This window comes from Kosakonia sp. N21 (assembly GCF_050587465.1).
Taxonomy (GTDB): Bacteria; Pseudomonadota; Gammaproteobacteria; order Enterobacterales; family Enterobacteriaceae.
Map to the genome: position 1 here is coordinate 546,507 of NZ_JBOBHR010000002.1, position 21,201 is coordinate 567,707.

Here is a 21,201-nt window from a genome sequence, read left to right on the forward strand (position 1 = left end):
AATATATATAGCGGCGCCATTATGCGTCAGTTTTATGACAGATTTATGAATAACATGACCGCCAGATGACCCCAGCAAGTGCTCTGTGACAGTCCCTATTTTCGTCAGGTTATGTCCCTCATCTGCTTAATGTTTATAATCTGCTTTATGCTTTTTTGCCACGGAACCGCTATGCGCATTATTCACACCTCTGACTGGCACCTGGGTCAAAACTTCTATAGCAAGAGCCGCGCCGCTGAACACGCCGCTTTCCTCGACTGGCTGCTGGCCACGGCGGAAGAGAATCAGGTCGACGCCATTATTGTGGCGGGCGATGTTTTTGACACTGGCTCCCCGCCCAGCTACGCCCGTGAGCTGTATAACCGTTTCGTGGTCAAACTTCAGCAAACCGGCTGCCAGTTAGTGGTGCTGGCAGGCAACCATGATTCGGTGGCCACGCTCAACGAATCGAAAGAGATCCTCGCGTATCTGAAAACCACCGTCGTCGCCAGCGCAGGCGTAGAGCCTTTCTGGCTTTACCGCCGCAACGGTGAACCGGGCGCGGTATTCTGCCCGGTGCCCTTCCTGCGCCCGCGCGACATTATGCTCAGCCAGGCCGGGTTGTCCGGGCAGGAAAAACAGCAACACCTGCTGGCGGCGATCACCGGGTATTACCAGCAACAATTTACCGCAGCCAGCGAACTGCGCGGCGATAAACCACTGCCGATCATCGCCAGCGGCCATTTAACCACCGTCGGCGCCAGCAAAAGCGACGCCGTACGCGACATTTATATCGGCACGCTGGATGCGTTCCCGGCGCAGAACTTCCCTCCCGCCGACTATATCGCCCTTGGGCATATCCACCGGGCGCAAAAGATCGGCGGTGAGGAGCGCATCCGCTATTGCGGCTCGCCGATCCCACTCAGTTTTGACGAAACCGGCAAAAGTAAAAGCGTCAATCTGGTGACCTTTACCGCAGGCAAACTGGCCGACGTTACCGCACTGGATGTTCCTGCCACGCAGGCGCTGGCGGTTATCAAAGGCGATTTTGCTGAGATTTGCCGCCAGCTTGAACAGTGGCGCGACAAACCTGGCGACACCCCCGTCTGGCTGGATATCGAAATCGTCAGTGGCGAATACCTGGCCGATATGCAACGAAAAATCCAGCAGGTGACGGAAGATCTCCCGGTTGACGTCCTGCTGGTTCGCCGTAGCCGGGAACAGCGGGAACGTATACTTGCCGGTGAATTGCGCGAGACCCTCAATGAATTAAAAGTCGAAGAGGTCTTTGCCCGCCGCCTGGCGCAGGAAGAACTCGACGAGACGCAGCAAGGGCGATTACAGGCGCTGTTCAGCGAAACATTGCAGGCGCTGGACGAGGAGAAAGAAGCATGAAAATTCTCAGTTTGCGGCTGAAAAACCTTAACTCGCTGAAAGGCGAATGGAAAATCGACTTCACCGAAGAACCCTTTGCCAGCAACGGTCTGTTCGCCATTACCGGCGCGACCGGCGCGGGCAAAACCACATTGCTGGATGCCATCTGCCTGGCGTTGTACCACGAAACGCCGCGCCTCAGTACGTTGTCACAATCGCAAAACGATTTAATGACCCGCGACACCGCCGACTGTCTGGCAGAGGTGGAGTTTGAGGTCAAAGGCGTGGCCTACCGCGCGTTTTGGAGCCAGAGCCGCGCCCGCGGTTTGCCGGACGGCAATCTGCAAGCGCCGCGCGTGGAGCTGGCAACCTGCGCCGACGGTAAGATCCTCGCCGACAAAGTCAAAGATAAACTCGATCTTACCGCCTCGCTAACCGGGCTGGATTACGGGCGCTTTACCCGCTCGATGCTGCTCTCACAGGGGCAATTCGCGGCCTTTCTCAATGCCAAACCTCGCGAGCGCGCAGAGCTGCTGGAAGAGCTGACCGGCACCGAAATTTACGGGCAGATTTCCGCCCGCGTGTTTGAGAAACACAAAGCGGCGAAAACCCGACTGGAAACATTACAAGCACAGGCCGAAGGGGTGGTGGTGCTGAATGATGAGCAGCGCCAACAGCTTGAGCAAGGTTTGCAGGCGCTCACTTCACAAGAACAGCAGCTCATGGCAGGGCTAGGCAGCGCCCAGGCGCAGGCAAACTGGCTGAACCGCGATGGCGAGCTACGCGCCGCCAGAGGCCGTGCGCAGGCGGCGCTGGTACAGGCGCAACAGGCGCAGACCAGTGCGCAGCCGCAACTGGCGGCGCTGGAACGCGCGCAACCAGCACAGCAGCTTCGCCCCCTTTGGGACAGACTGGAAGAGCAACGCAATGTGCAGCGTCGCACCCGCAACCAGAGCGAAGAAGTAAACACTCGCTTACAGGCCAGTCTGCTCCAGCGTGCACGCATCCGCGCCAGCGCCGTGCAACAACTCGCGACCCTGCAAGCCACGCACAAAACGCTGGAGAGCTGGCTGAGCGAACATGCGCGTTTCCAGCGTTGGCAAAGCGAGCTGACTGGCTGGCGGGCGCTGTTTAATCAGTTAGACGATGAGAAAAAGCAGTGGCTGAGCCTGCAACAGCGCATCCAGAGTCATGAGACCAAACTGCGCACCCTGCCGATCGCCACGCTGGAACTCAGCGTGGAAGAGACAGCCGCTGCCATGCACCAGTGCGCGCAAAACCGCCCGCTGCGCCAGCAACTGACCGCCCTGCACGCCCGTTTTGCACCACTGCGCAAGCAATTAAGCCTGCGCCAGCAAAGTTTGCTCGACCTGAAAGCCGAACAGGAAACGCTCAGCGCCGGGCTGGCGCGCAAGCGCGAGGTGTATAAAGAAAAGAACCAGCTGTTGAGTGAGGTCACCACCATTTGCGAGCTGGAAAACCGCATCAAAGACCTGGAGAGCGAACGCGCCCGTCTGCAACCGGGGCATCCCTGCCCGCTGTGCGGCGCAACCGAGCACCCGGCAATTGCGCACTATCAGACGCTCGAACCGGGCGTTAATCAGGCCCGGCGTAACGCGCTGGATCTGGAAGTCCGCCAGGTCAAAGAGGAAGGTGTTGCGCTCGGCGAACGGCTGAAAGGGCTCGGCGAACGCTATGAAAAAGATGAGCGCGAAATTGCCACGCAGCAACAGGACGAGAAAGCGTTGCTAGAGGCATGGGCGAAGGCCTGTGCAGAGCTGAACGTGGTGCTGGAGCCGCATCGCGAACTGACCAGTTGGCAAAGCGCGCAGGACGCGTATGAGCATCAGTTGTATCTGCTCAATCAGCGCCAGACACTGCAACTTCAAATCCACGAATTACACCAGCAGGGCGAACATTATCAACAGGCGGTGGTTCGTCGTCGCGCCAGTCTCGCCGAGGCCTTGCAGCCGCTGGCGCTGAGCCTGCCACCGGAAGGTGAAGAGGAAGCGTGGCTGGCCGCGCGTGCGCAGGAAGCGGAGCAGTGGCAACAGCAACAACAACAGCTGACCGCCCTGCATGAGCGTATGGCGTTGCTTACGCCCATCATCGACACGCTGCCCGCCGATGAGATAGCGGTGGATGAGCAGATTATCCCGCTGGAGGGCTGGCGCCAGGTACATAATGATTGCATTTCGCTGCACAGCCAATGGCAGACGTTGCAACACCAGCTTGCACAGCAGAGCGAAAGCGAAAAGACGCTGGAAAACCAGTTTTCCGACACGTTGAAAAACAGCGTGTTTGCCGATCAGCAGGCGTTTCTCGCCGCTTTGCTGGATGACGGAGAGCGCCAGCGTCTGGAGCAGTTACGGCAGCAACTCGAACGCGATTGCCAACAGAAGCAGACGCTTGCCGCCAGCGCTGAGCAGGCCTTCACGGCGCACCAGGCGCAACTGCCCGCCGGAATGGACGCCAATAGCACGACGGAGAGCGCCAGCCTGGCGCTGGAACAACTCGGTCGCCAGTTACGGGAAAATACCACCCGCCAGGGCGAGTTCCGCCAGCAACTGAAGCAGGATAGCGATAACCGCCAGCGCCAGATAAACGTGTTGCAGGAGATAGAACAGGCCACCGCCCGCTGTGACGATTGGGGGCATCTGAACGCGCTGATTGGCTCCAAAGAGGGTGATAAGTTCCGCAAATTCGCGCAGGGCTTAACGCTGGATAATCTGGTGTGGCTGGCGAACAATCAGCTGACGCGCCTGCATGGCCGCTATCTGTTGAAACGCAAAGCCAGCGAAGCGCTGGAGCTGGAAGTGGTGGATACCTGGCAGGCGGACGCCGTGCGCGATACGCGCACGCTCTCCGGCGGCGAAAGTTTCCTGGTCAGCCTGGCGCTGGCGCTGGCGTTGTCCGATCTTGTGAGTCACAAAACCCGCATCGATTCACTGTTCCTCGACGAGGGTTTCGGCACACTGGATAGCGAAACGCTGGATACCGCCCTCGATGCGCTGGACGCGCTCAATGCCAGCGGCAAGACCATTGGCGTTATCAGCCATGTCGAAGCAATGAAAGAGCGTATTCCGGTGCAGATCAAAGTGAAGAAGATCAACGGCCTGGGTTACAGCAAACTCGACGGCAAATACGCCGTTTTGTCGCGCTGACTGGCAGGCCTGATAAGCAAAGCGCCATCAGGCCTGCACACTCACATACGCATTGATTACTCGCCCAGCGGCCATAACCAGGCCGCGCCGCGCACGCCGCTGGAATCGCCGTGCAGCGCCTTACGGATTGGGGTCTCGCACTCACCGCCAAAGACCCAGTTTTTCACCAGCCCAGGTACGGTCTGGTACAGACGATCCACATTGCTCATCCCGCCGCCCAGCACAATCACATCCGGATCGAGAATATTGACCACATGCGCCAGCGACTTGGCAAGCCGCAGCTCATAACGGCTCAATGCTAACTCCGCTATTGGATCCTGCGCCTCCGCCAGACGAATAATCTCGCTGCCCTTTAACGGCTGCCCCCCTAAACGGTGGTAATCGGTCGCAAAACCGGTGCCGGAAATAAACGTCTCAATACAGCCCTGTTTGCCGCAATAACAGGCGACTTCCGCGCGGTAATGCAGCTCGTCGTCATCCATCCACGGTAGCGGATTATGCCCCCACTCTCCCGCCGTACCGTTACCGCCAATGTGTGAATGCCCGTTGATCGCAATACCGGAACCGCAACCGGTACCGATAATCACGGCGAAAACGGTATGCTCGCCTGCCGCCGCGCCATCCACGGCTTCAGATACCGCCAGGCAGTTGGCGTCATTGGCCAGTCGCACTTCGCGGTTCAGTCGCTGACTCAAATCTCTGTCGAACGGTTTACCGTTCAGCCACGTGGAGTTAGCATTTTTCACTACCCCGGTGTAGGGCGAAATCGACCCCGGGATCCCCATACCGACCGTGCCAGTCTGACCCGTCTCTTTTTCCGTCAGATCCACCAATGAAGCAATCAGCTCTATGGTTTGCAGATAATCATGCGGCGTGGACTGACGATGGCGAAATAACGCGTTGCCGCTATCGTCCAGCGCAATGATTTCTGTTTTTGTCCCACCTAAATCGATACCGATACGCACATCAAACTCCTCATAGTGGACCACGCATTAGCAATGCAACGACGACAACAATTCGCTATCATGCCCGCTGCATTTAACGACAAGGCCGTGGAAAAAATCATGCTGTGGTTCAAAAATTTAATGGTATACCGTCTCAGCCGCGATGTTGCGCTGCGTGCGGAAGAGATGGAAAAACAGCTTGCCCCACTATCGTTTACTCCATGCGGTAGTCAGGATATGGCGAAAACCGGATGGGTTCCACCGATGGGTTCACACAGCGACGCGCTGACCCATACCGCCAATGGCCAGATTATTATCTGCGCCCGTAAAGAAGAAAAAATTCTGCCGACGCCGGTGGTCAAGCAAGCACTGGAAGCCAAAATTTCCCGTCTCGAAGCTGAACAGGGCCGTAAACTGAAAAAAACGGAAAAAGACTCCCTGAAAGATGAAGTGCTGCACTCCCTGTTGCCGCGCGCGTTTAGCCGCTTCAGCCAGACCATGATGTGGATCGACACCGTCAACGGCTTAATTATGGTTGACTGCGCCAGTGCCAAAAAAGCGGAAGATACGCTGGCGTTGCTGCGTAAAAGCCTCGGCTCGCTGCCGGTGGTTCCGCTGGCGATGGAGAACCCGATTGAGCTGACGCTGACCGAATGGGTCCGCTCCGGCACCGTCGCACAAGGGTTCCAGTTACTGGATGAAGCTGAACTCAAAGCGATGCTGGAAGATGGCGGCGTGATCCGCGCGAAAAAACAGGATCTGGTGAGCGACGAAATCGCTGTACATATTGAAGCCGGCAAAGTGGTCACCAAACTGGCTCTCGACTGGCAGCAACGTATCCAGTTCCTGATGTGCGACGACGGTTCCGTTAAGCGCCTGAAGTTCTCTGACGAACTGCGCGATCAGAACGAAGATATCGACCGGGATGATTACGCTCAGCGCTTTGATGCCGATTTTATTCTGATGACCGGCGAGCTGGCGGCATTGATTCAAAATCTGGTGGAAGGCTTAGGCGGCGAAGCGCAACGCTAAACCGATCTTGCCGGATGGCGCTTCGCTTATCAGTCCTGCAAAATTCCTTGCAGGCCAACTAAGGCGGAGCCGTCATCCGGCGGCATGATATTACAAATAGCGGCAGAGATAAGAGCTCGGTTCCGCAACCTGCAAATGGAATTCACTGTGGCCAGGCACGTTGAACACGTCGCCGGCACTGTAGACTTTCCACACGGTTTCCCCCGGCAGCAACACATTCAGCGCGCCGCTCACGACCGTCATCTCTTCAGGCTGCGCAGTCCCGAAGGTGTATTCCCCTTCCGCCATAACGCCAACGCTGGCACGGCCAGTGCTACTGCTGGTAAACCCAATGGATTTCACTTTACCGGAAAAGTATTCGTTACTTTGAAGCATGAACTGGCCCTTTTAAAAATGTATGAAAAAACAATATAGAGGCCGTGCTTTGCTTCTGTCACGCGAAATTGCGCAGTACTGCGGCCTAGACCAGCAGTTCTGACGCAAGGCGCGCCGCCAGTACATTAGATAATAAAACCGGAACATCCAGCGCTTTCTGGAGTAAATCACGGTGCTGCTGATGGAAACCGAGACAATCGAGCATTAACACATCTGCACCTTGTTCCAGCAATGTCTTCCCGGCGCTGATCAATTCAGAGTCTGTCGCCAGCCAAGGATGAGCCAGCACATAGTAAGGCTCATTTTCCAGCACCTGCCATTTTCTTTTTTGCTGCGCCATCAATTCCGGGATCGGCACCATCACGCCGACCTGGTGCCCGTCGACAATCGAGGCCACCAGAGGAGGGATAATGCGCTGCGGCTCCACGAGGATCGCATTACGCGCCACCAGCCCCTGAATATCCGCCGTACTCAGTAGCAGGATGACATCGTAGCCCTGGTTATCCAGCACTTCGATAACGCTTTGCAGATCGCGCTCGACTTTTGCGCGGGAGAGCATCCCCAGACTGTCATCCTGCAGACGCGTCGGAACAGCGACATCGCCAGCTTCAACGCGGTATTCACTGCGCACCTCATCGGGAGACATTTTACCCAGCAGGCTGATATGGGTGATCTGCTGCGCTGACACATGTTCTGTCAGGAGCGGTAAGGTCTCTTCTACCGGCACCACACCAATGGTGAGGATCGCCAAAGTCGCACTCATTCTGCTTTCCGCCTTTCAATCATTCTGACTGCTTATGCGTTAACCACTACCCCGGCAGATGCCACTGCACGTAGGGTCAACGAACCGCTCCCGTGTTCATGTAGATTCCAGTAATAATGAAATATACCAACTGAGGGGCAATCAGCCAGCCCCAAAATGTGATGTAAGTCCGTTTCTAAAATTTTCAGAAAATAATGCCGCTGGTTGACTATCCGGCTTAGCTTTTATCCGGATCTTCATAGCGTTTTTTAGCATCCAGCGCTTCCTGCTCGGTAGGATGCTCACTGATTAATGCATCGGGCTTAGGATGGTCTGCACGTAGCTGGTACCAGGTCACCGTCTGAGTGCCTGTACCTTTTTCAACGGCAACAATGCGGGCTTCACGCGGATAGGGTGGTTTCGTCGGCATAGCTCTTCCTTTTTTATCGGTCGGGCTATTAAGTATAGACAAACGTTTCGCTAACTGGCGCGAGCCAGCTGTAGTGCCGCTTCAATGTCCGTCACCACCTGCTCTGGCGGTAGCGCCGCATCCACCACATAGTGCGCAGCTTCACGGTATAACGCATCGCGGAGCGCCAGCACTTCACTCACCTCTTCGCTGATAGGCTTCCCGGTTAGTGTTGGGCGCTGCCCCTCTTCCGGGAACGCCTCCAGCCGATCGGCCAGTACTGACACCGGCGCGCACAGATAGATCACCACACCTTTTTCACGCATAAAACGGCGGTTATATTCGCTAAGCACAATGCCGCCTCCGGTGGCGATCACCCTTGCCGGCGCGGTTACCGCCTCCAGCGCCGCCGTTTCTTTTGCACGGAATCCGTCCCACCCTTCATTATCAACAATGGTCGCAATACTCTGCTTAACCTCTTCCTGCAACCAGTGATCGGTATCGATAAACTCGCATCCCTGCGCCAGTGCCAGTGCCAGACCCACGGTGGTTTTACCGCAACCGCGTGCGCCAATTAAAAAAATGGGTAGCGTCATGAACTGGTGTTTCCTCCGGGTCCTGCGCAACGCAGGACGGATAATGAGACAGCGAATGATATCACTAAACTAGTACAATATTCACTGTAAGATTTACATTACACTTTTATGTCCACCACGGAGCATAATCTCATTTTACCCAGAGCGGATAACGACTAAGGCTGTAAAGATTCCGTGGCAACACATGTAGCGGCAACATTACTGAATGTATCACAGGCTGACAAGCCCGCAAGGCGGCAAACCATACCCTGTTACGCGAGGTTGCGCAAAATTTATTCTGCCTGGCGGCGCTTAACCTCCAGCAGCCACTTATCCAGTTGCGCAGCAAACTGCTGACGATCCCGCTGCGAAAGGCTATCCGGGCCGCCAGTCTGAATGCCGCTGGCGCGCAGCGTATCCATAAAATCACGCAGGGTCAGTTTTTCACGAATGGTCGCTTCAGTATAACGTTCACCGCGCGGGTTCAGCGCCGCGGCGCCTTTGGCCAGCACTTCCGCCGCCAGTGGAATGTCCGCCGTGATCACCAAATCTTCTGCGCTACACAGCCGCACGATTTCGTTATCGGCCACATCAAACCCTGCCGGCACTCTCAACGTGCGGATCACCCGCGACGGTGGAACGCGCAAACTCTGGTTAGCCACCAGCGTCAGCGGGGTTTGCGTGCGCTCAGCGGCGCGGAATAAAATCTCTTTGATCACGTTCGGACAGGCGTCCGCATCGACCCAAATCGCCATAGTTGCTCCTTTTGATTGCGCCGCATTGTCGCTTTAATTCCCCGCAGTGGAAAGTCGTACGATCGTCGCAGAAGCTTTAGCCCTGCGCGGCAATCCACGTTAAGCTATATGCCACAAGCAATTACAAGCAGAGAGACAGACGTGATGGAAAAAAAAATCGGTTTTATCGGCTGCGGTAACATGGGTAAGGCGATCCTCGGCGGCCTGATCTCAAGCGGGCAGGTTCTGCCCGGGCAAATCTGGGTGTATACCCCGTCGCCTGATAAAGTCGCCGCCCTGCACGATCAGTTTGGCATCAATGCGTCGCAAAGCGCGCAGGAAGTGGCGCAGATCGCCGACATCGTGTTTGGCGCCGTGAAGCCGAACATCATGGTGAAAGTACTGAGCGAAGTGGCCTCCAGCCTGAATAAAGAGACGCTGGTTGTCTCTATTGCCGCGGGTGTGACGCTCGATCAACTGGCGCGCGCACTCGGCCACGATCGTAAAATTGTGCGCGCCATGCCGAATACCCCCTCGCTGGTCAACGCCGGGATGACCTCCATTACGCCAAACGCCCTCGTCACGCCGGAAGACATCGCCGATGTCCTCAATATCTTCCGCTGCTTTGGTGAAGCCGAAGTGATTGCCGAACCGATGATCCACCCGGTAGTCGGCGTGAGCGGTTCCGCGCCCGCCTATGTGTTTATGTTTATTGAAGCGATGGCGGATGCCGCCGTGCTGGGCGGTATGCCGCGCGCGCAGGCTTACAAATTTGCCGCTCAGGCGGTCATGGGCTCAGCCAAAATGGTGCTGGAAACCGGCAAGCATCCGGGCGAGCTGAAAGATATGGTCTGCTCCCCCGGCGGCACCACCATTGAAGCGGTAAAAGTGCTGGAAGAGAAAGGCTTCCGCTCGGCGGTCATTGAGGCCATCGAAGCCTGCATGGCAAAGTCCGATAAACTCAGCAAGTAACCCGCCACCTCTCCCCAACGGGGAGAGGATTTCAGCGCCTGTCAGGCCAGCATTTCGCTGGCAACATTGAGGCTGACAGGCTGCTGCATCTTCAACAGTAATCCCGCCGTCGCGCTGTACTCGCCACAGCTTAATACCGCTTTTAACACTCCCGCTTCGCCGTACAGCACCGCAAAACGTTTATCATCAAACGAACCGAGCATTTTTATGCTGTCCCACTCGCGGGCATAACCGAGGTACTCAAAACGGGTGCCAAAGTGGGTGGTCCAGAAAAACGGCACCCGATCAAATGCATGATGTTCGCCCAGCATATTCAGCGCTGCAATATGCCCTTGCTGCTGCGCGACGCGCCAGTGTTCAATCCGTCTGCGCCCTTCTGGCGCCGGGTAACTGGCAATATCGCCAACCGCCCAGACGTCCGGCGCGGCGCTCAGGGTTTCATCCACGCTCAGACTACCGTCTTGTTCATGGGGCAGATCGTGGGCTAACTCCGTGGCGGGGCGCACACCTGTCGCGAAGACCACCACATGCGCAGGCAGGGTGCGACCATTTTTCAGCTTCACCCCCTGCACATGGCCGTTCCCTTCCAGCGCGACCGGCTCGCCGGTCATAAATTTCACACCATTTTGCTTATGCAGATCGCGAAAGCGCCGCCCTATCTCTTCACCAAATTGCGGCACAAACGGCAGTGCATGGCGCGACAGCACCGTGACATCAATATCCTGGTTACGCAGCGCCGCCGCCAGTTCCATGGCGATAAAACTGTTGCCGATCACCACCAGTTGTTGTTCCTGCTCCACCTCGTTGAGCAGGCGCTGTGCCTGATGAATATCCCGTAAGACATGCACACCCGCCAGGTGATTACCGGGGATCTCTGGCCATACTGGCTGACCGCCCGTTGCCAGCAACAATTTGTCGAAGTGAACAGGCCGCCCATTGGCAAGCGTTAGCTGATGCGCGTGGTAATCCAGCGCAGTCACCTCGTCACGCAGACGCTCAACACCGGGCTGGCTGTAAAATGTCTCATCCAGCAGATGGGGAACCTCGCTGATTTTCATTTTGCCGGCAGGGACAAATTTACTCAGCGCCGTGCGATCGTAGGGTGCACCATCGTCTTTATCGATCAGGATCAGATGCCCCGAAAAACCGGCGTCACGCAACGTGATCGCCGCTGCGCTGCCTGCTGCGCCCGTGCCGAGGATCACCGCTGTTTGCGGGCGATCGCCGCGGATGTTCGGTCTGCTGGCGGGAGATCGTGGACGCGGGTTCACTAACACACGGTTTTGCTCAATAAGCACCGGGTACTGTTTGAGATTGGTTAACGCCAGCGGTTCGCGCCACTCACCATTGGTAATGTCGAACGCCGCTTTATGCCAGGGGCACACCAGTTTGCCGTCGCAAATCGCCCCCTTCTCCAACGGCCCGCCCGCATGGGGGCATTTGCTCTGAAAAGCGCGAACCTGACCAAGCGTGCGGATAAGGATCAGAGTGGTTCCCGCCACATCCACTTTTACCGGTTGGTTTTCCGGCAAGGAATTGAGGTCGGTAACATATTGATAGTTCATCATATTGCTCCCGTGTCAGTGTTGCAAAAACGGGCGTCACGCCAGACAGCGCACAACCACGAGGAGAGGAAAAAAGAGAACGTTGCTCACCTGTTAAGCCTGGCAGAGATTAGCCAGCGGGCAACCGGGTGAAGAAGACAGGAACAGGAGGGTGAGCACGAACAACCGCTCACCCCTTTTTTAGCCCTGTTTTTTCAGGCAGGCGCTCATGAATTTACTGCGATCGTCGCCTTTCAGCGATTGCTGCGTCGCCTGCGCATTACACTCGCGCATGCGTTGCTGCTGCGGCGTCAGGCTTTTCTGACCGGGTTCAGTTTTGGTGTTCTTCAGGCAGTCGCTCATGTAGTGCTTACGGGCATCGCCTGAGAGCGTTTGCGCCGTGGCCTGTTGATTACAGAGGGTCATGCGTTGCTGCTGAGGGGTAAGATTTTTTTCGGCGGCGCTCAGCGCCGTGACAAACAGCAGACCGAATACGAGGGTAACCAGGAATGTTATTTTCATCGCACCATCCTTCTGTCAGTGTGGCTCTTTAAGGATGGCCCTGAACAGGGAAAAAACCACCCGGCGGCAAAGATTTACCGCCGGGCAGCAATCATTTCAGGCTCAGCGCCGCTTTCATGGTATAGAACAGATCGGTCTGATCGGTCAGTCCCACCACGTTCCCGGCATGTGGGCCATAGGCGGCAATGCGAACTTGCGCACCAGTATGCTCCATCGACTCTTCTTCGGAGTTGCCATACGTCATAGCCATTACCGCACCATCTTTGGTGTTCAGTAACTGACTCAGACCCGGCGCTTTGCTGTCCGGCGCGATGATCTGGCTGGCGTGGGCATGATCCGCCGTGACGATCACCAGCGTGTTACCGTCTTTCTTCGCGAATTCCAGCGCTTTCTGCACCGCTTCGTCGAGATCGACCGTTTCACCAATCTGACCGCACGGGTTTGCCGCATGATCCTGTTTATCAATGGAAGCGCCTTCAACCTGCAGGAAGAAGCCCTTCTCATTTTTGTTCAGCAGTTCAATCGCTTTTTCGGTCATCGCCGCCAGCGTCGGTATGCTGTCGGTACGTTTCGCGTTCGGCGTACAGGTCACGGCTGGCTTATCGAGATTGCCATGCAAAGAGGCTTTCGGCCCTTCCCAGCGCACCGGCATGTTGCCATCAGAGAACAGCCCCAGCAGCGGTTTACCCTGGTTCGCTTCCGTAATAGCCGCCAGCGTTGACGCGTCGCCCACCAGTTGATAACCGCGCGCCTGCGCCTGCTCACGCAGCGTTTTTCCTTTCCATTCGCCCGCTGTCGCCGTTTCGCTAAAGGTTTTTGCCCCGCCGCCCAGCGTCACATCCGCACGGGCATTCAGCAACTGTTCGGTAATCGACCCTTTACCGCCTTTTTCCAGCGCGTTGAGGGCGCATTTTTCACTGGTCACTGTCGGGCCATAGCAGCGACGAGAGATCACATGGGAAACCAGCGCCGCAGGCGTCGCATCCTGCAATTCAGCCGTGGAGACGTTACCGGTCGCCAGGCCTGCCGCTTTCGCCATTTCGAGGATAGTTTGATGATCTTTTTCGTGAATATCGACGCCGAGCGCGCCGTTATACGTTTTGACGCCGGTGCTCCACGCCGTTGCCGAGGCCGCGGAATCCGTCACGTAGTCCGGTTTCCCGGTTTTTTTGTCCAGCGCGTAATGGGTGTATTGACCCGTTAATGGCAATGCATCGATGCCTTTAAACGCACCGCCCGCCCCTTCGGCATAATTTCGCGCAGCGGTAATTTCGGAGTCGCCCATGCCATCGCCAATCAGCAGAATAATATTCTTCGCCGGTTTGTCATTCAGCGAATCGCGCAACGCAGCGGTCTGGTCGCCGCTCAAACGGCGCGCGCCGCCTGGCGTGGAAATATCCCCCTGCGCTGCACGATTATCAAGCACAGCGGTAGAGGTAGTATCGGCATAAATAGCAGGGGTAAATAACAGCGGTAATAAAGCAAGGTATAATGCGCTCTGTTTCACTTTAATATTCTCCATGTACAAATACTTAAAGAAAATAAAACAGAGCGACTATAGGCAGCGCGCATGACAGTCAGATGACAGTCCTGTCGATGTATCCGGGGGTTAGCTGCGCGGGTGCCTTAACAGCTTTTTTACGTACTGTTGCAGCAACTCCGTATCCTTATTGGTCACGTGGGAGCCAGGACGGGCATCATCCAACGCCCCTTCGATGCTTTGAATTAACGCCTGTTGCTCAGAAGACGCCATATGACGCAGCAGCGCAGTCACGACAATTTCCAGCGCTTCGACCTGGGCGACCAGCTCTTTCGATTCCTCTTCTTTTTCGGCAAGCTTCACCAACAACTCTGCAATGAGATTTTTCATAGCGCTATTTCCTGATGGGATATTCGACGACGTTAACACTCTGCCCAGATGTTGCAAAGTAGATACATGTATTATTTTTGCGGATTTTCTCACAACGCTTACGGGAATTTAAAAAGCGCAAGTAACGAAACGTTTCTATGAAAAATCAGAGCGGATTAATTTAAGACGTTAGTCCCAAATTATAAATTCCAACAGGCGGCTTATTTATATAAGAAAACATTATAGAAAGGCCGGGAATATCTTCCCGGCTCGTTTATATACTTAGCGGCGAGCGCGACGAAATGCCAGCCCCAATTGCCAGAGATTAATAAACACCACCACGGCGGTAGCAGCAAATACCCAACGGAAACCGGCCACGGCCGACACGGTTGCGCCCATCAACGGCCCGGCGACATTGCCAAGGTACATAAAGGACTGGTTGTAACCAAAAATTCGCCCGGTCACCTGATCGCTGGAATATTTCAACAGCAGTGTCTGCACGGCGGGCAACATGGCGCCATCGACGAAACCCAGCATAAAACGCAGGATCCCCAGTTGCAGCGGCGAAGTAACAAATGACATGGCGAAAAACAGCACCACCGCGATGCCCATAGTGCCCATCAATATGCGCGACGTGCCAATGCGATCGCCCAGTTTGCCAAGCCGCGGTGCGGAGATCAGCGCAGAAACGCCCGGAATGGCGGCAATCAGGCCACTGAGAAATGCGATATTCGTGGTATGCGGCGCAAGCGACTGGATAAATAAGGTGAGGATCGGGCCAATCGAACCGTTGCACAACTGGATCACCAGCGTCGTGACAAACAAGCTAAGCACCAGGCCAGGATAAGGCAGCGTTGAAAAAACCGCTTTGCCACTGAGGCGGTCGCCCTTCTTGACCTTCGGCCTGACGCCTTCTTTAATCAGAAACAGCGTCACCAGGAAGCTGACCATTAATAACAGCGCAGTGATAAAGAAGACCATCCGCAACCCTAAATGGTCAGCGAGAAAACCGCCCATCAACGGCCCGCCAATCACGCCGCTGATTTGCGCGGTGGATAAGGTACTCAGCGCCCAACCGCTGCGTTCACGCGGTACCTGGGAGGCCACCAGCGCCATCGCATTCGGAATATACCCCGACGTTAACCCCATCACCCCACGCAGCAACAGCAGTTGCCAGACGTTGGTGGCGAAGGCCTGCAACAGAATGGCAATCGCCATGCCCAGTGAGGCGCGCAGTAGCATCAGTTTGCGACCCTTGCGATCCGCAAGGCTGCCCCACATCGGCGAGACAATGGCCGACACCAGGAAGGTCACGCTGAACGTCAGCCCTGACCACATCGACAGCGCTTCGTGGGACGTCACGCCTAATTGCGCAACATACAACGGCAAAAACGGCAGAATTTGACTGATGGCGAGGCCGGTAAAAAAGCATCCGAACCACACCGAGATAAGATTAACCTTCCAGGATTCCATAAACAGGCGTAATTATTCAGGTTTTGACAATCAGCGCACAGATTAACAATAACGTGCGCCAGATGGGTCGCCAGAGATGCGTTTAACAGAACTTTGGTGTTTTATCTGTTAAGTGTCGGACATGGCGGAGGTCCGATGAAAAAACCACATAAATCACAGCGATTTATGCTTTAACGGCCCGGCGTTCCGGCGACAGGCAGCGGAGCGTGTGCTGCGTAATGCACCACGCAGGTCGTGATAACCGATGAAAATCAGCGCCAGCACACTGCTCAGCGCAATCAGGCTTTTCCCTCTCACGTCTCCCCCTTCAGGTATACAAAAAACATTATGGCAGAAGGCCGCGAATCGTGCGTTTTGACGTGCTATCGTATGGGCTTTGTGGAATCAGTGTGAGTGAACGTAGAAATGGCAAAACTGCGGGTAGGGGTGGTCTTCGGCGGTAAATCGGCAGAGCATGAAGTGTCGTTGCAATCGGCGAAAAATATCGTCGACGCGATGGACAAATCACGGTTTGAGGTCGTGCTGCTGGGGATCGATAAACAGGGTCAGTGGCATATCAGCGACGCGAATAATTACCTGCTGAACGCCCACGATCCGGCGCACATCGCGCTTAATCCTTCCGAAAACAGCGTTGCGCTGGTGCCGGGTATCGAGCAACAGCAGTTGATCGAAGCAGGAAGCAGCACGCCGTTGCCGAATGTTGATGTGATCTTCCCGATTGTCCACGGTACGCTGGGCGAAGACGGTTCCCTGCAGGGCATGCTGCGTCTGGCGAATCTGCCGTTCGTGGGTTCCGATGTGCTGGCGTCCGCCGCCTGCATGGATAAAGACGTCACCAAACGTCTGCTGCGCGACGCCGGGCTGGCAATCGCGCCTTTTGTCACCCTGACGCGGGCAAACCGCCAGCAGATCCGCTTCAGCGACGTGGAAGCGAAACTCGGCCTGCCGATGTTTGTCAAACCGGCGAATCAGGGCTCTTCCGTTGGCGTCAGCAAAGTCACCAGCGAAGCCCAGTACCATGAAGCCGTGCGCCTGGCGTTTGAATTCGACAAAAAAGTGGTGGTGGAAAAAGGCATCACAGGCCGCGAGATCGAGTGTGCAGTGCTCGGTAACGATGACCCGCAGGCCAGCACCTGCGGCGAAATTGTGCTGAACAGCGAGTTCTACGCCTACGACACCAAGTATATCGATGATAAGGGCGCGCAGGTTGTCGTCCCGGCGGCGATTGATCCGGCAATCAACGACAAGATCCGCCATATTGCGGTGCAGGCGTACCAGACGCTGGGCTGTGAAGGAATGGCGCGCGTGGACGTGTTCCTGACGCCGGACAATGAAGTCATCATTAATGAGATCAACACGTTGCCGGGCTTCACGAACATCAGCATGTACCCGAAACTGTGGCAGGCGAGCGGCATTGGCTATTCAGCGCTGATTACGCGTCTGATTGAACTGGCGATTGCGCGCCATCAGGCCAACAGCGCGCTGAAAATTTCCGTCAACGGTTAAGCGTTACTCTGGCTTATCCGCCGTCTCTTCGTCATCGGGGCGGCGGCGGATAATCAACCCGGCCAGCCAGAAACCGATGACCCAGGTGACCAGCCCTACCGCGTAAGTCTGCCAGCCTTTGGCCTCAAACCCCAACAGTCCCACCACTCCATTCAGAATAAAAATCAACCCAATCGCAAATGCGTAATAGTGCCAGTCACGGCGGATTTTCACAGGCAGCTTCATGACAACTCCGGCAGTTAAAAAGGCATCATCGCATAACCGGCGCGTCGGGTCTGTGGCGTATGCGTTAAATCTGAAATGTTGCGATAGTAATTAAAACGTTACAAAAATGTGAGCGCGTACAAAAATAGATCAACCGGGATCCTTCCCGTGGCGAAATTATCACCTTTCTGATGTTGACAAAGCGGTACAACTGCCAAAATTACCCCGAACTGAGGTCACTGAACCCATTACGTTGCGTGTCAGGTTGTTGTTTAATTGTTAAAGAGTACCGGAGGTCTTATGGCTGACTTTACACTGTCAAAACCCTTCACGGGTGCAAAAAAACGTGACGCCTCCAGGCCGGGTAATATTGCTTATGCTGTGTTCGTTCTGCTCTGCTTCTGGGCTGGTGCCCAGTTGTTGAACCTGCTGGTGCACGCGCCGGGCGTGTTTGAACACCTGATGCAGATGCAGGACGCGTCCCGTCCCCAGGTAGAGATGGGGCTCGGCGTAGGCACTGTCTTCGGCCTTGTGCCTTTTTTAGCGGGAAGCGCCCTGCTTGGCGTCATCGCCCTTGTGCTGCGCTGGCGACGACACCACTGACGTTAATTCTGCGCCATGCAGGCTGCCCGTCGATCATCCACGCGCTTTGCAAACCATGCGGTTGTCAGGTTGCGGGTGATCTTCGGGCTTTCTAACTGAATGCCCGGCAACATCTCACGCGCCAGCGTTTTGCCACTCTTCTTCTCCGCCAGACGATACACTTCACGCCACAGCGTGGTCTGCTCAAACGCCTGGCTATCACCGCGTTCCAGCTGACGACGAATATCGCGGTCGCTCATCCCAAGCTGGGGACCGAGTTTGCGAATAGCCCGCTCAGTGCTGCCGGTATCACTGCTGCCGTAGAGGATCAGGTCGCCATCCAGCGCCAGTTTCACGCCGGTTGCGATGCTGACCGCATGCTGGAATGCCGCGTTGCGGCTGGCATACAAACCGGCGTTGAAATCCGCAAAGCGGTAAATCGGTGCGGTATAACTGGCGGGATAATTCAACAGATGGTAAGTCCCGAACCACAACCCACCGCGACGGCTGAACACTTCCTGACGCACGGTGCCTGCCATTTTCCACGGATAACCGTCCGTATGCTGCTGGGCAAAAGCGACGCTGATTTGCATCGGTCCGCCGGTACGTACCGGGTTCAGGGAACCGAACAGTTTCTGCCCCATTGGCACCATGCCGATAAAGTCATCAAAAATGGCGCTCAGCTCTTTTTCGGTTCTCACGTTATCCAGCCGTTCGCTGTAACTTTTGCCATTCGGCGAAGGGATTTTTAACGCGGTATGCACCAGCACCGTCGGAATGTGCATGCGTTCAGCACGCTTATCGATCTCTTTCCAGGCGATTTTACTGAGCCCCGGTACAACGGGATCGGACTGATAGTTAGACTCCTGCTGCGCCACCGCCAGTACCGAACAGATGTTTTCAAGCGTTGGCGCAAGCTGCTGGCTACTAAACGTGGTGGCAAGATCCTGCGCCCAGCCCTCGCGGTCTTTCACGCTGGCGGGAATTTTCTGGCGCACAACACTCGCCACATCCAGCGGTTGTGCTTTCTCCCGCTCTTTTTCTTTCTCCACTTCTTTCTGCGATACCGGGCCTTGCGTCGAACAGCCAGCGAGGATCAATGCCGCCAGCAACCAGGAAAAACGGGGCACGTAAGACATACCGTTCCTTGTATTAACCGAAAATAGAGGGCACGGGCCGGCTCTCCTGCCCATCCAGCTCACGCTCAAAACTGCGCAAACGTTTATAGATAGACATCAGCTCCACCAGCGTCGTCCAGGAGGTGATTAAATACTGGAACGAACTGCGCACCTGTTCAAATACGTTAGTTATCTGGCGCATCAGACCGAAAGTGATGGCCCCGGCGGCAATGGTCGGGAACAGCACAATCAGGCCGAACACCACATCAACCTGCATATACAAAATACGGGCGATGTTGAAATACATATAGTGGAAATAGAGGCGGAAATAGTTACGCCGCACCGCAGAGAACAACTCGCTAATGGTATTCGGTCTTGCGCGCCCGGCATCATCTTCACCGTACACCAGCTCTTTGCGGTATGCCGCTTCCACACGCTGATTTTTAAACTCCAGCCCTGGCAGCTTGATACCGACAAAGGTCAGCAGCGCCGTTCCCAGCAACGCCCAGCCAATGGCGGCGATAACCAGCCCGTAGGCCACATGCCCGACGATCGGCAGTTGCTGCACATGCGGCGACAACGCCACCAGCACCGGCAAAAATGCAATCAGCGTCATCACCGCGTTAATAAAGCTGGTGCCCATATCTTCCAGTGTCGTGGCAAAACGCATCGTGTCTTCCTGCACACGTTGCGCCGCCCCTTCGATATGCCGCAGATGCTCCCAGTGCGCCATATAGTATTCGTTCATCGCCGCGCGCCAACGGAACACATAATGGCTGACAAAAAAGTTGTTCAGCACCGCAACCGTCACGGCAATGAGTGCGATCCACAAAAACACGCCAATCTCGCTATAGAGCTGGCCGATGCTGACTTTATTCGGCGCACTGAGCGCAGTCTGAATCAGATCATAAAACGGCTGATACCAGGCGTTGATGGCCACATTCACTTCCACCAAAAACCAGGTGACAAAGATGATCAGCGCGGTGCCTAAAATCGACCAGCGCTGCCAGCGGTGCGGCGAGAAGGTAAACCAGCACAGCGCAAATACGCCAACGCAGAACGCATAATAGGCATAGAACAGCAGGTAGCCAGGGGCCCAGAAACGCGCGGCGCTGATCGGTACGTCCGCCGATGCACCCGTCAGGCGCATCAACCAGGCTTCGCCGCCCGCCTGCCAGAAAATGACGGCGATAGCGGTCCAGATAAAGGCCGACAAAAAGAACAGTGTCGGCCGGGGGAAGAAGGACTTAAACATCGTGCTCTCCTGCTTACTTCTTATTATTTACCACACATGCTGTGCAACCTGGATTTTGCACCGCGCCAAAACGCGCAGTGACAAAAAAGCGCCGCAGATGCGACGCCGGATAATCTCTTCAGACCTAAGGGTAACCCCTTAGTTCGTTTGCCATTCGTGAACAATTGTTTCGACGGGTTTCACCCGCACAGGATTGCCCGGTACGGTGAGCGTCCGCCACACCTCGTTATAGTGCTCAATTAACGTTGCCGCCTGCGCAGCCGGACGGTTGGCAGTGGTGTGCGCATCCTGTGCCACGGTTATCGCATAGCCGCGACTGGCGCCGTTTTTCAGGGTGGTGTCGACACAGTAGTCGGTGGCGCAACCGCACATGACGAATGCATCAATATCATGCTCGCGTAATACGCTTTCCAACTGCGTTTTGTAGAACGCATCGCAGGCGGTCTTGGTGACGTACAGCGCGCCCGCTGGCTGGTTCAGCTCCGGCAACAAATCGAACCCGGTGCTCCCCTCTTCCAGCCCGCCCGCCTCGGCATGCTGAATGAAGATCACCGTGTCTGCGGCTGCCGTTAACCGGTTGATGCGCGCCACGCACTGCTCGCGCTGAATACGCGGTGTCGCGAACACGCCGTTTTGCATATCCACCACCATCACTACCCGTTTACCTGCCATTATCTGACTCCTGTTTTCGGGAAAGAGAGAGGTTATCACATGCGCTGGCGGGCGCAGTCATAGGGAAAAAATTTCATATTTACCCATCGTTACGTATTAGGGCGAAAGAATACGCTTATTAGTGCTTTGCAACGGGACGCTAAGTAGTATAAATACGCTCTATCTTTCCCATTATT

22 protein-coding genes are annotated in these 21,201 nt (G+C 55.7%); 6 read left to right on the top strand and 16 right to left on the bottom strand.

The genetic code is table 11. The annotated features are described in order from the left end of the window. Positions 1–171: 171 nt before the first annotated feature. Both sbcD and sbcC read left to right on the top strand, forming a co-directional pair. Positions 172–1,374, top strand: coding sequence for an exonuclease subunit SbcD (sbcD, locus tag ACQ3G7_RS06295; protein WP_430889218.1), 1,203 nt, complete (start codon positions 172–174; stop codon positions 1,372–1,374). After that, entirely contained in the window at positions 1,371–4,517 is a 3,147-nt protein-coding gene (sbcC, locus tag ACQ3G7_RS06300) for an exonuclease subunit SbcC (protein ID WP_430889219.1), read from the top strand. The genes sbcD and sbcC overlap by 4 nt, the downstream gene beginning before the upstream one ends. A gap of 56 nt (positions 4,518–4,573) precedes the next feature. Here sbcC and mak read toward each other — a convergent pair whose 3' ends face one another. After that, positions 4,574–5,482, bottom strand: coding sequence for a fructokinase (gene mak, locus ACQ3G7_RS06305; protein ID WP_430889220.1), 909 nt, complete (start codon positions 5,480–5,482; stop codon positions 4,574–4,576). 99 nt (positions 5,483–5,581) lie between these two features. Here mak and rdgC point away from each other — a divergent pair, with 99 nt between their 5' ends. Continuing rightward, positions 5,582–6,493, top strand: coding sequence for a recombination-associated protein RdgC (rdgC, locus tag ACQ3G7_RS06310; RefSeq protein WP_263097836.1), 912 nt, complete (start codon positions 5,582–5,584; stop codon positions 6,491–6,493). Between the two features lie 90 nt (positions 6,494–6,583). On the opposite strand, the gene ppnP is transcribed toward rdgC, so the two are convergent. The 5 genes from ppnP to ACQ3G7_RS06335 form a co-directional block, all read right to left on the bottom strand. Beyond that, on the bottom strand, positions 6,584–6,868 hold the full coding sequence (ppnP, locus tag ACQ3G7_RS06315; RefSeq protein ID WP_061497265.1) for a pyrimidine/purine nucleoside phosphorylase: 285 nt from the start codon (positions 6,866–6,868) through the stop codon (positions 6,584–6,586). An 85-nt stretch (positions 6,869–6,953) separates the two neighbouring features. Then, a complete protein-coding gene (locus ACQ3G7_RS06320; RefSeq protein WP_430889221.1) occupies positions 6,954–7,631 on the bottom strand; it encodes an AroM family protein in 678 nt (225 codons plus the stop codon). A 217-nt stretch (positions 7,632–7,848) separates the two neighbouring features. Further along, entirely contained in the window at positions 7,849–8,040 is a 192-nt protein-coding gene (gene yaiA, locus ACQ3G7_RS06325; protein WP_263097838.1) for a protein YaiA, read from the bottom strand. Positions 8,041–8,090: 50 nt separating this feature from the next. Continuing rightward, on the bottom strand, positions 8,091–8,615 hold the full coding sequence (gene aroL / locus ACQ3G7_RS06330; protein ID WP_263097839.1) for a shikimate kinase AroL: 525 nt from the start codon (positions 8,613–8,615) through the stop codon (positions 8,091–8,093). Between the two features lie 272 nt (positions 8,616–8,887). Further along, the gene (locus ACQ3G7_RS06335) at positions 8,888–9,349 is read right to left on the bottom strand and encodes a YaiI/YqxD family protein (protein WP_263097840.1); all 462 of its coding nucleotides are present in this window, start codon (positions 9,347–9,349) and stop codon (positions 8,888–8,890) included. Positions 9,350–9,493: 144 nt separating this feature from the next. On the opposite strand from ACQ3G7_RS06335, the gene proC reads away from it, so the two are divergent. Then, positions 9,494–10,300, top strand: coding sequence for a pyrroline-5-carboxylate reductase (gene proC, locus ACQ3G7_RS06340; protein ID WP_430889343.1), 807 nt, complete (start codon positions 9,494–9,496; stop codon positions 10,298–10,300). 41 nt (positions 10,301–10,341) lie between these two features. On the opposite strand, the gene ACQ3G7_RS06345 is transcribed toward proC, so the two are convergent. The 6 genes from ACQ3G7_RS06345 to ACQ3G7_RS06370 all read right to left on the bottom strand — a co-directional run bounded on the left by ACQ3G7_RS06345 (position 10,342) and on the right by ACQ3G7_RS06370 (position 15,985). Next, on the bottom strand, positions 10,342–11,865 hold the full coding sequence (locus ACQ3G7_RS06345; protein ID WP_430889344.1) for an FAD-dependent oxidoreductase: 1,524 nt from the start codon (positions 11,863–11,865) through the stop codon (positions 10,342–10,344). A gap of 180 nt (positions 11,866–12,045) precedes the next feature. Then, positions 12,046–12,366, bottom strand: coding sequence for a phosphate starvation-inducible protein PsiF (psiF, locus tag ACQ3G7_RS06350; protein ID WP_430889222.1), 321 nt, complete (start codon positions 12,364–12,366; stop codon positions 12,046–12,048). A 91-nt stretch (positions 12,367–12,457) separates the two neighbouring features. Beyond that, positions 12,458–13,873, bottom strand: coding sequence for an alkaline phosphatase (phoA, locus tag ACQ3G7_RS06355; RefSeq protein ID WP_430889345.1), 1,416 nt, complete (start codon positions 13,871–13,873; stop codon positions 12,458–12,460). A gap of 102 nt (positions 13,874–13,975) precedes the next feature. After that, positions 13,976–14,236 (bottom strand): anti-adapter protein IraP, encoded by a 261-nt coding sequence (gene iraP / locus ACQ3G7_RS06360; protein ID WP_430889223.1) that lies wholly within the window; start codon positions 14,234–14,236, stop codon positions 13,976–13,978. A 261-nt stretch (positions 14,237–14,497) separates the two neighbouring features. Further along, positions 14,498–15,688 carry a multidrug efflux MFS transporter gene (locus ACQ3G7_RS06365; RefSeq protein ID WP_430889224.1) on the bottom strand — a complete coding sequence of 397 codons (1,191 nt, stop codon included), beginning with the start codon at positions 15,686–15,688 and terminating at the stop codon, positions 14,498–14,500. Positions 15,689–15,841: 153 nt separating this feature from the next. Next, positions 15,842–15,985 carry a hypothetical protein gene (locus ACQ3G7_RS06370; RefSeq protein WP_430889225.1) on the bottom strand — a complete coding sequence of 48 codons (144 nt, stop codon included), beginning with the start codon at positions 15,983–15,985 and terminating at the stop codon, positions 15,842–15,844. Between the two features lie 108 nt (positions 15,986–16,093). On the opposite strand from ACQ3G7_RS06370, the gene ddlA reads away from it, so the two are divergent. Continuing rightward, positions 16,094–17,194: a D-alanine--D-alanine ligase gene (ddlA, locus tag ACQ3G7_RS06375; RefSeq protein ID WP_430889346.1), complete on the top strand. Its 1,101-nt coding sequence runs from the start codon at positions 16,094–16,096 to the stop codon at positions 17,192–17,194. 3 nt (positions 17,195–17,197) lie between these two features. On the opposite strand, the gene ACQ3G7_RS06380 is transcribed toward ddlA, so the two are convergent. Beyond that, positions 17,198–17,419 carry a DUF2754 domain-containing protein gene (locus tag ACQ3G7_RS06380; RefSeq protein WP_430889226.1) on the bottom strand — a complete coding sequence of 74 codons (222 nt, stop codon included), beginning with the start codon at positions 17,417–17,419 and terminating at the stop codon, positions 17,198–17,200. 279 nt (positions 17,420–17,698) lie between these two features. On the opposite strand from ACQ3G7_RS06380, the gene ACQ3G7_RS06385 reads away from it, so the two are divergent. Then, on the top strand, positions 17,699–18,001 hold the full coding sequence (locus ACQ3G7_RS06385; protein ID WP_430889227.1) for a DUF2755 family protein: 303 nt from the start codon (positions 17,699–17,701) through the stop codon (positions 17,999–18,001). A 2-nt stretch (positions 18,002–18,003) separates the two neighbouring features. Here the strand turns inward: ACQ3G7_RS06385 and ACQ3G7_RS06390 are convergent, their stop codons facing one another. The 3 genes from ACQ3G7_RS06390 to ACQ3G7_RS06400 all read right to left on the bottom strand — a co-directional run bounded on the left by ACQ3G7_RS06390 (position 18,004) and on the right by ACQ3G7_RS06400 (position 21,025). Continuing rightward, positions 18,004–19,119 (bottom strand): DUF1615 domain-containing protein, encoded by a 1,116-nt coding sequence (locus tag ACQ3G7_RS06390; protein WP_430889228.1) that lies wholly within the window; start codon positions 19,117–19,119, stop codon positions 18,004–18,006. Between the two features lie 13 nt (positions 19,120–19,132). After that, positions 19,133–20,353: a peptide antibiotic transporter SbmA gene (gene sbmA, locus ACQ3G7_RS06395; protein ID WP_430889229.1), complete on the bottom strand. Its 1,221-nt coding sequence runs from the start codon at positions 20,351–20,353 to the stop codon at positions 19,133–19,135. Positions 20,354–20,491: 138 nt separating this feature from the next. Continuing rightward, on the bottom strand, positions 20,492–21,025 hold the full coding sequence (locus ACQ3G7_RS06400; protein ID WP_430889230.1) for a cysteine hydrolase family protein: 534 nt from the start codon (positions 21,023–21,025) through the stop codon (positions 20,492–20,494). Between the last annotated feature and the right edge of the window lie 176 nt (positions 21,026–21,201).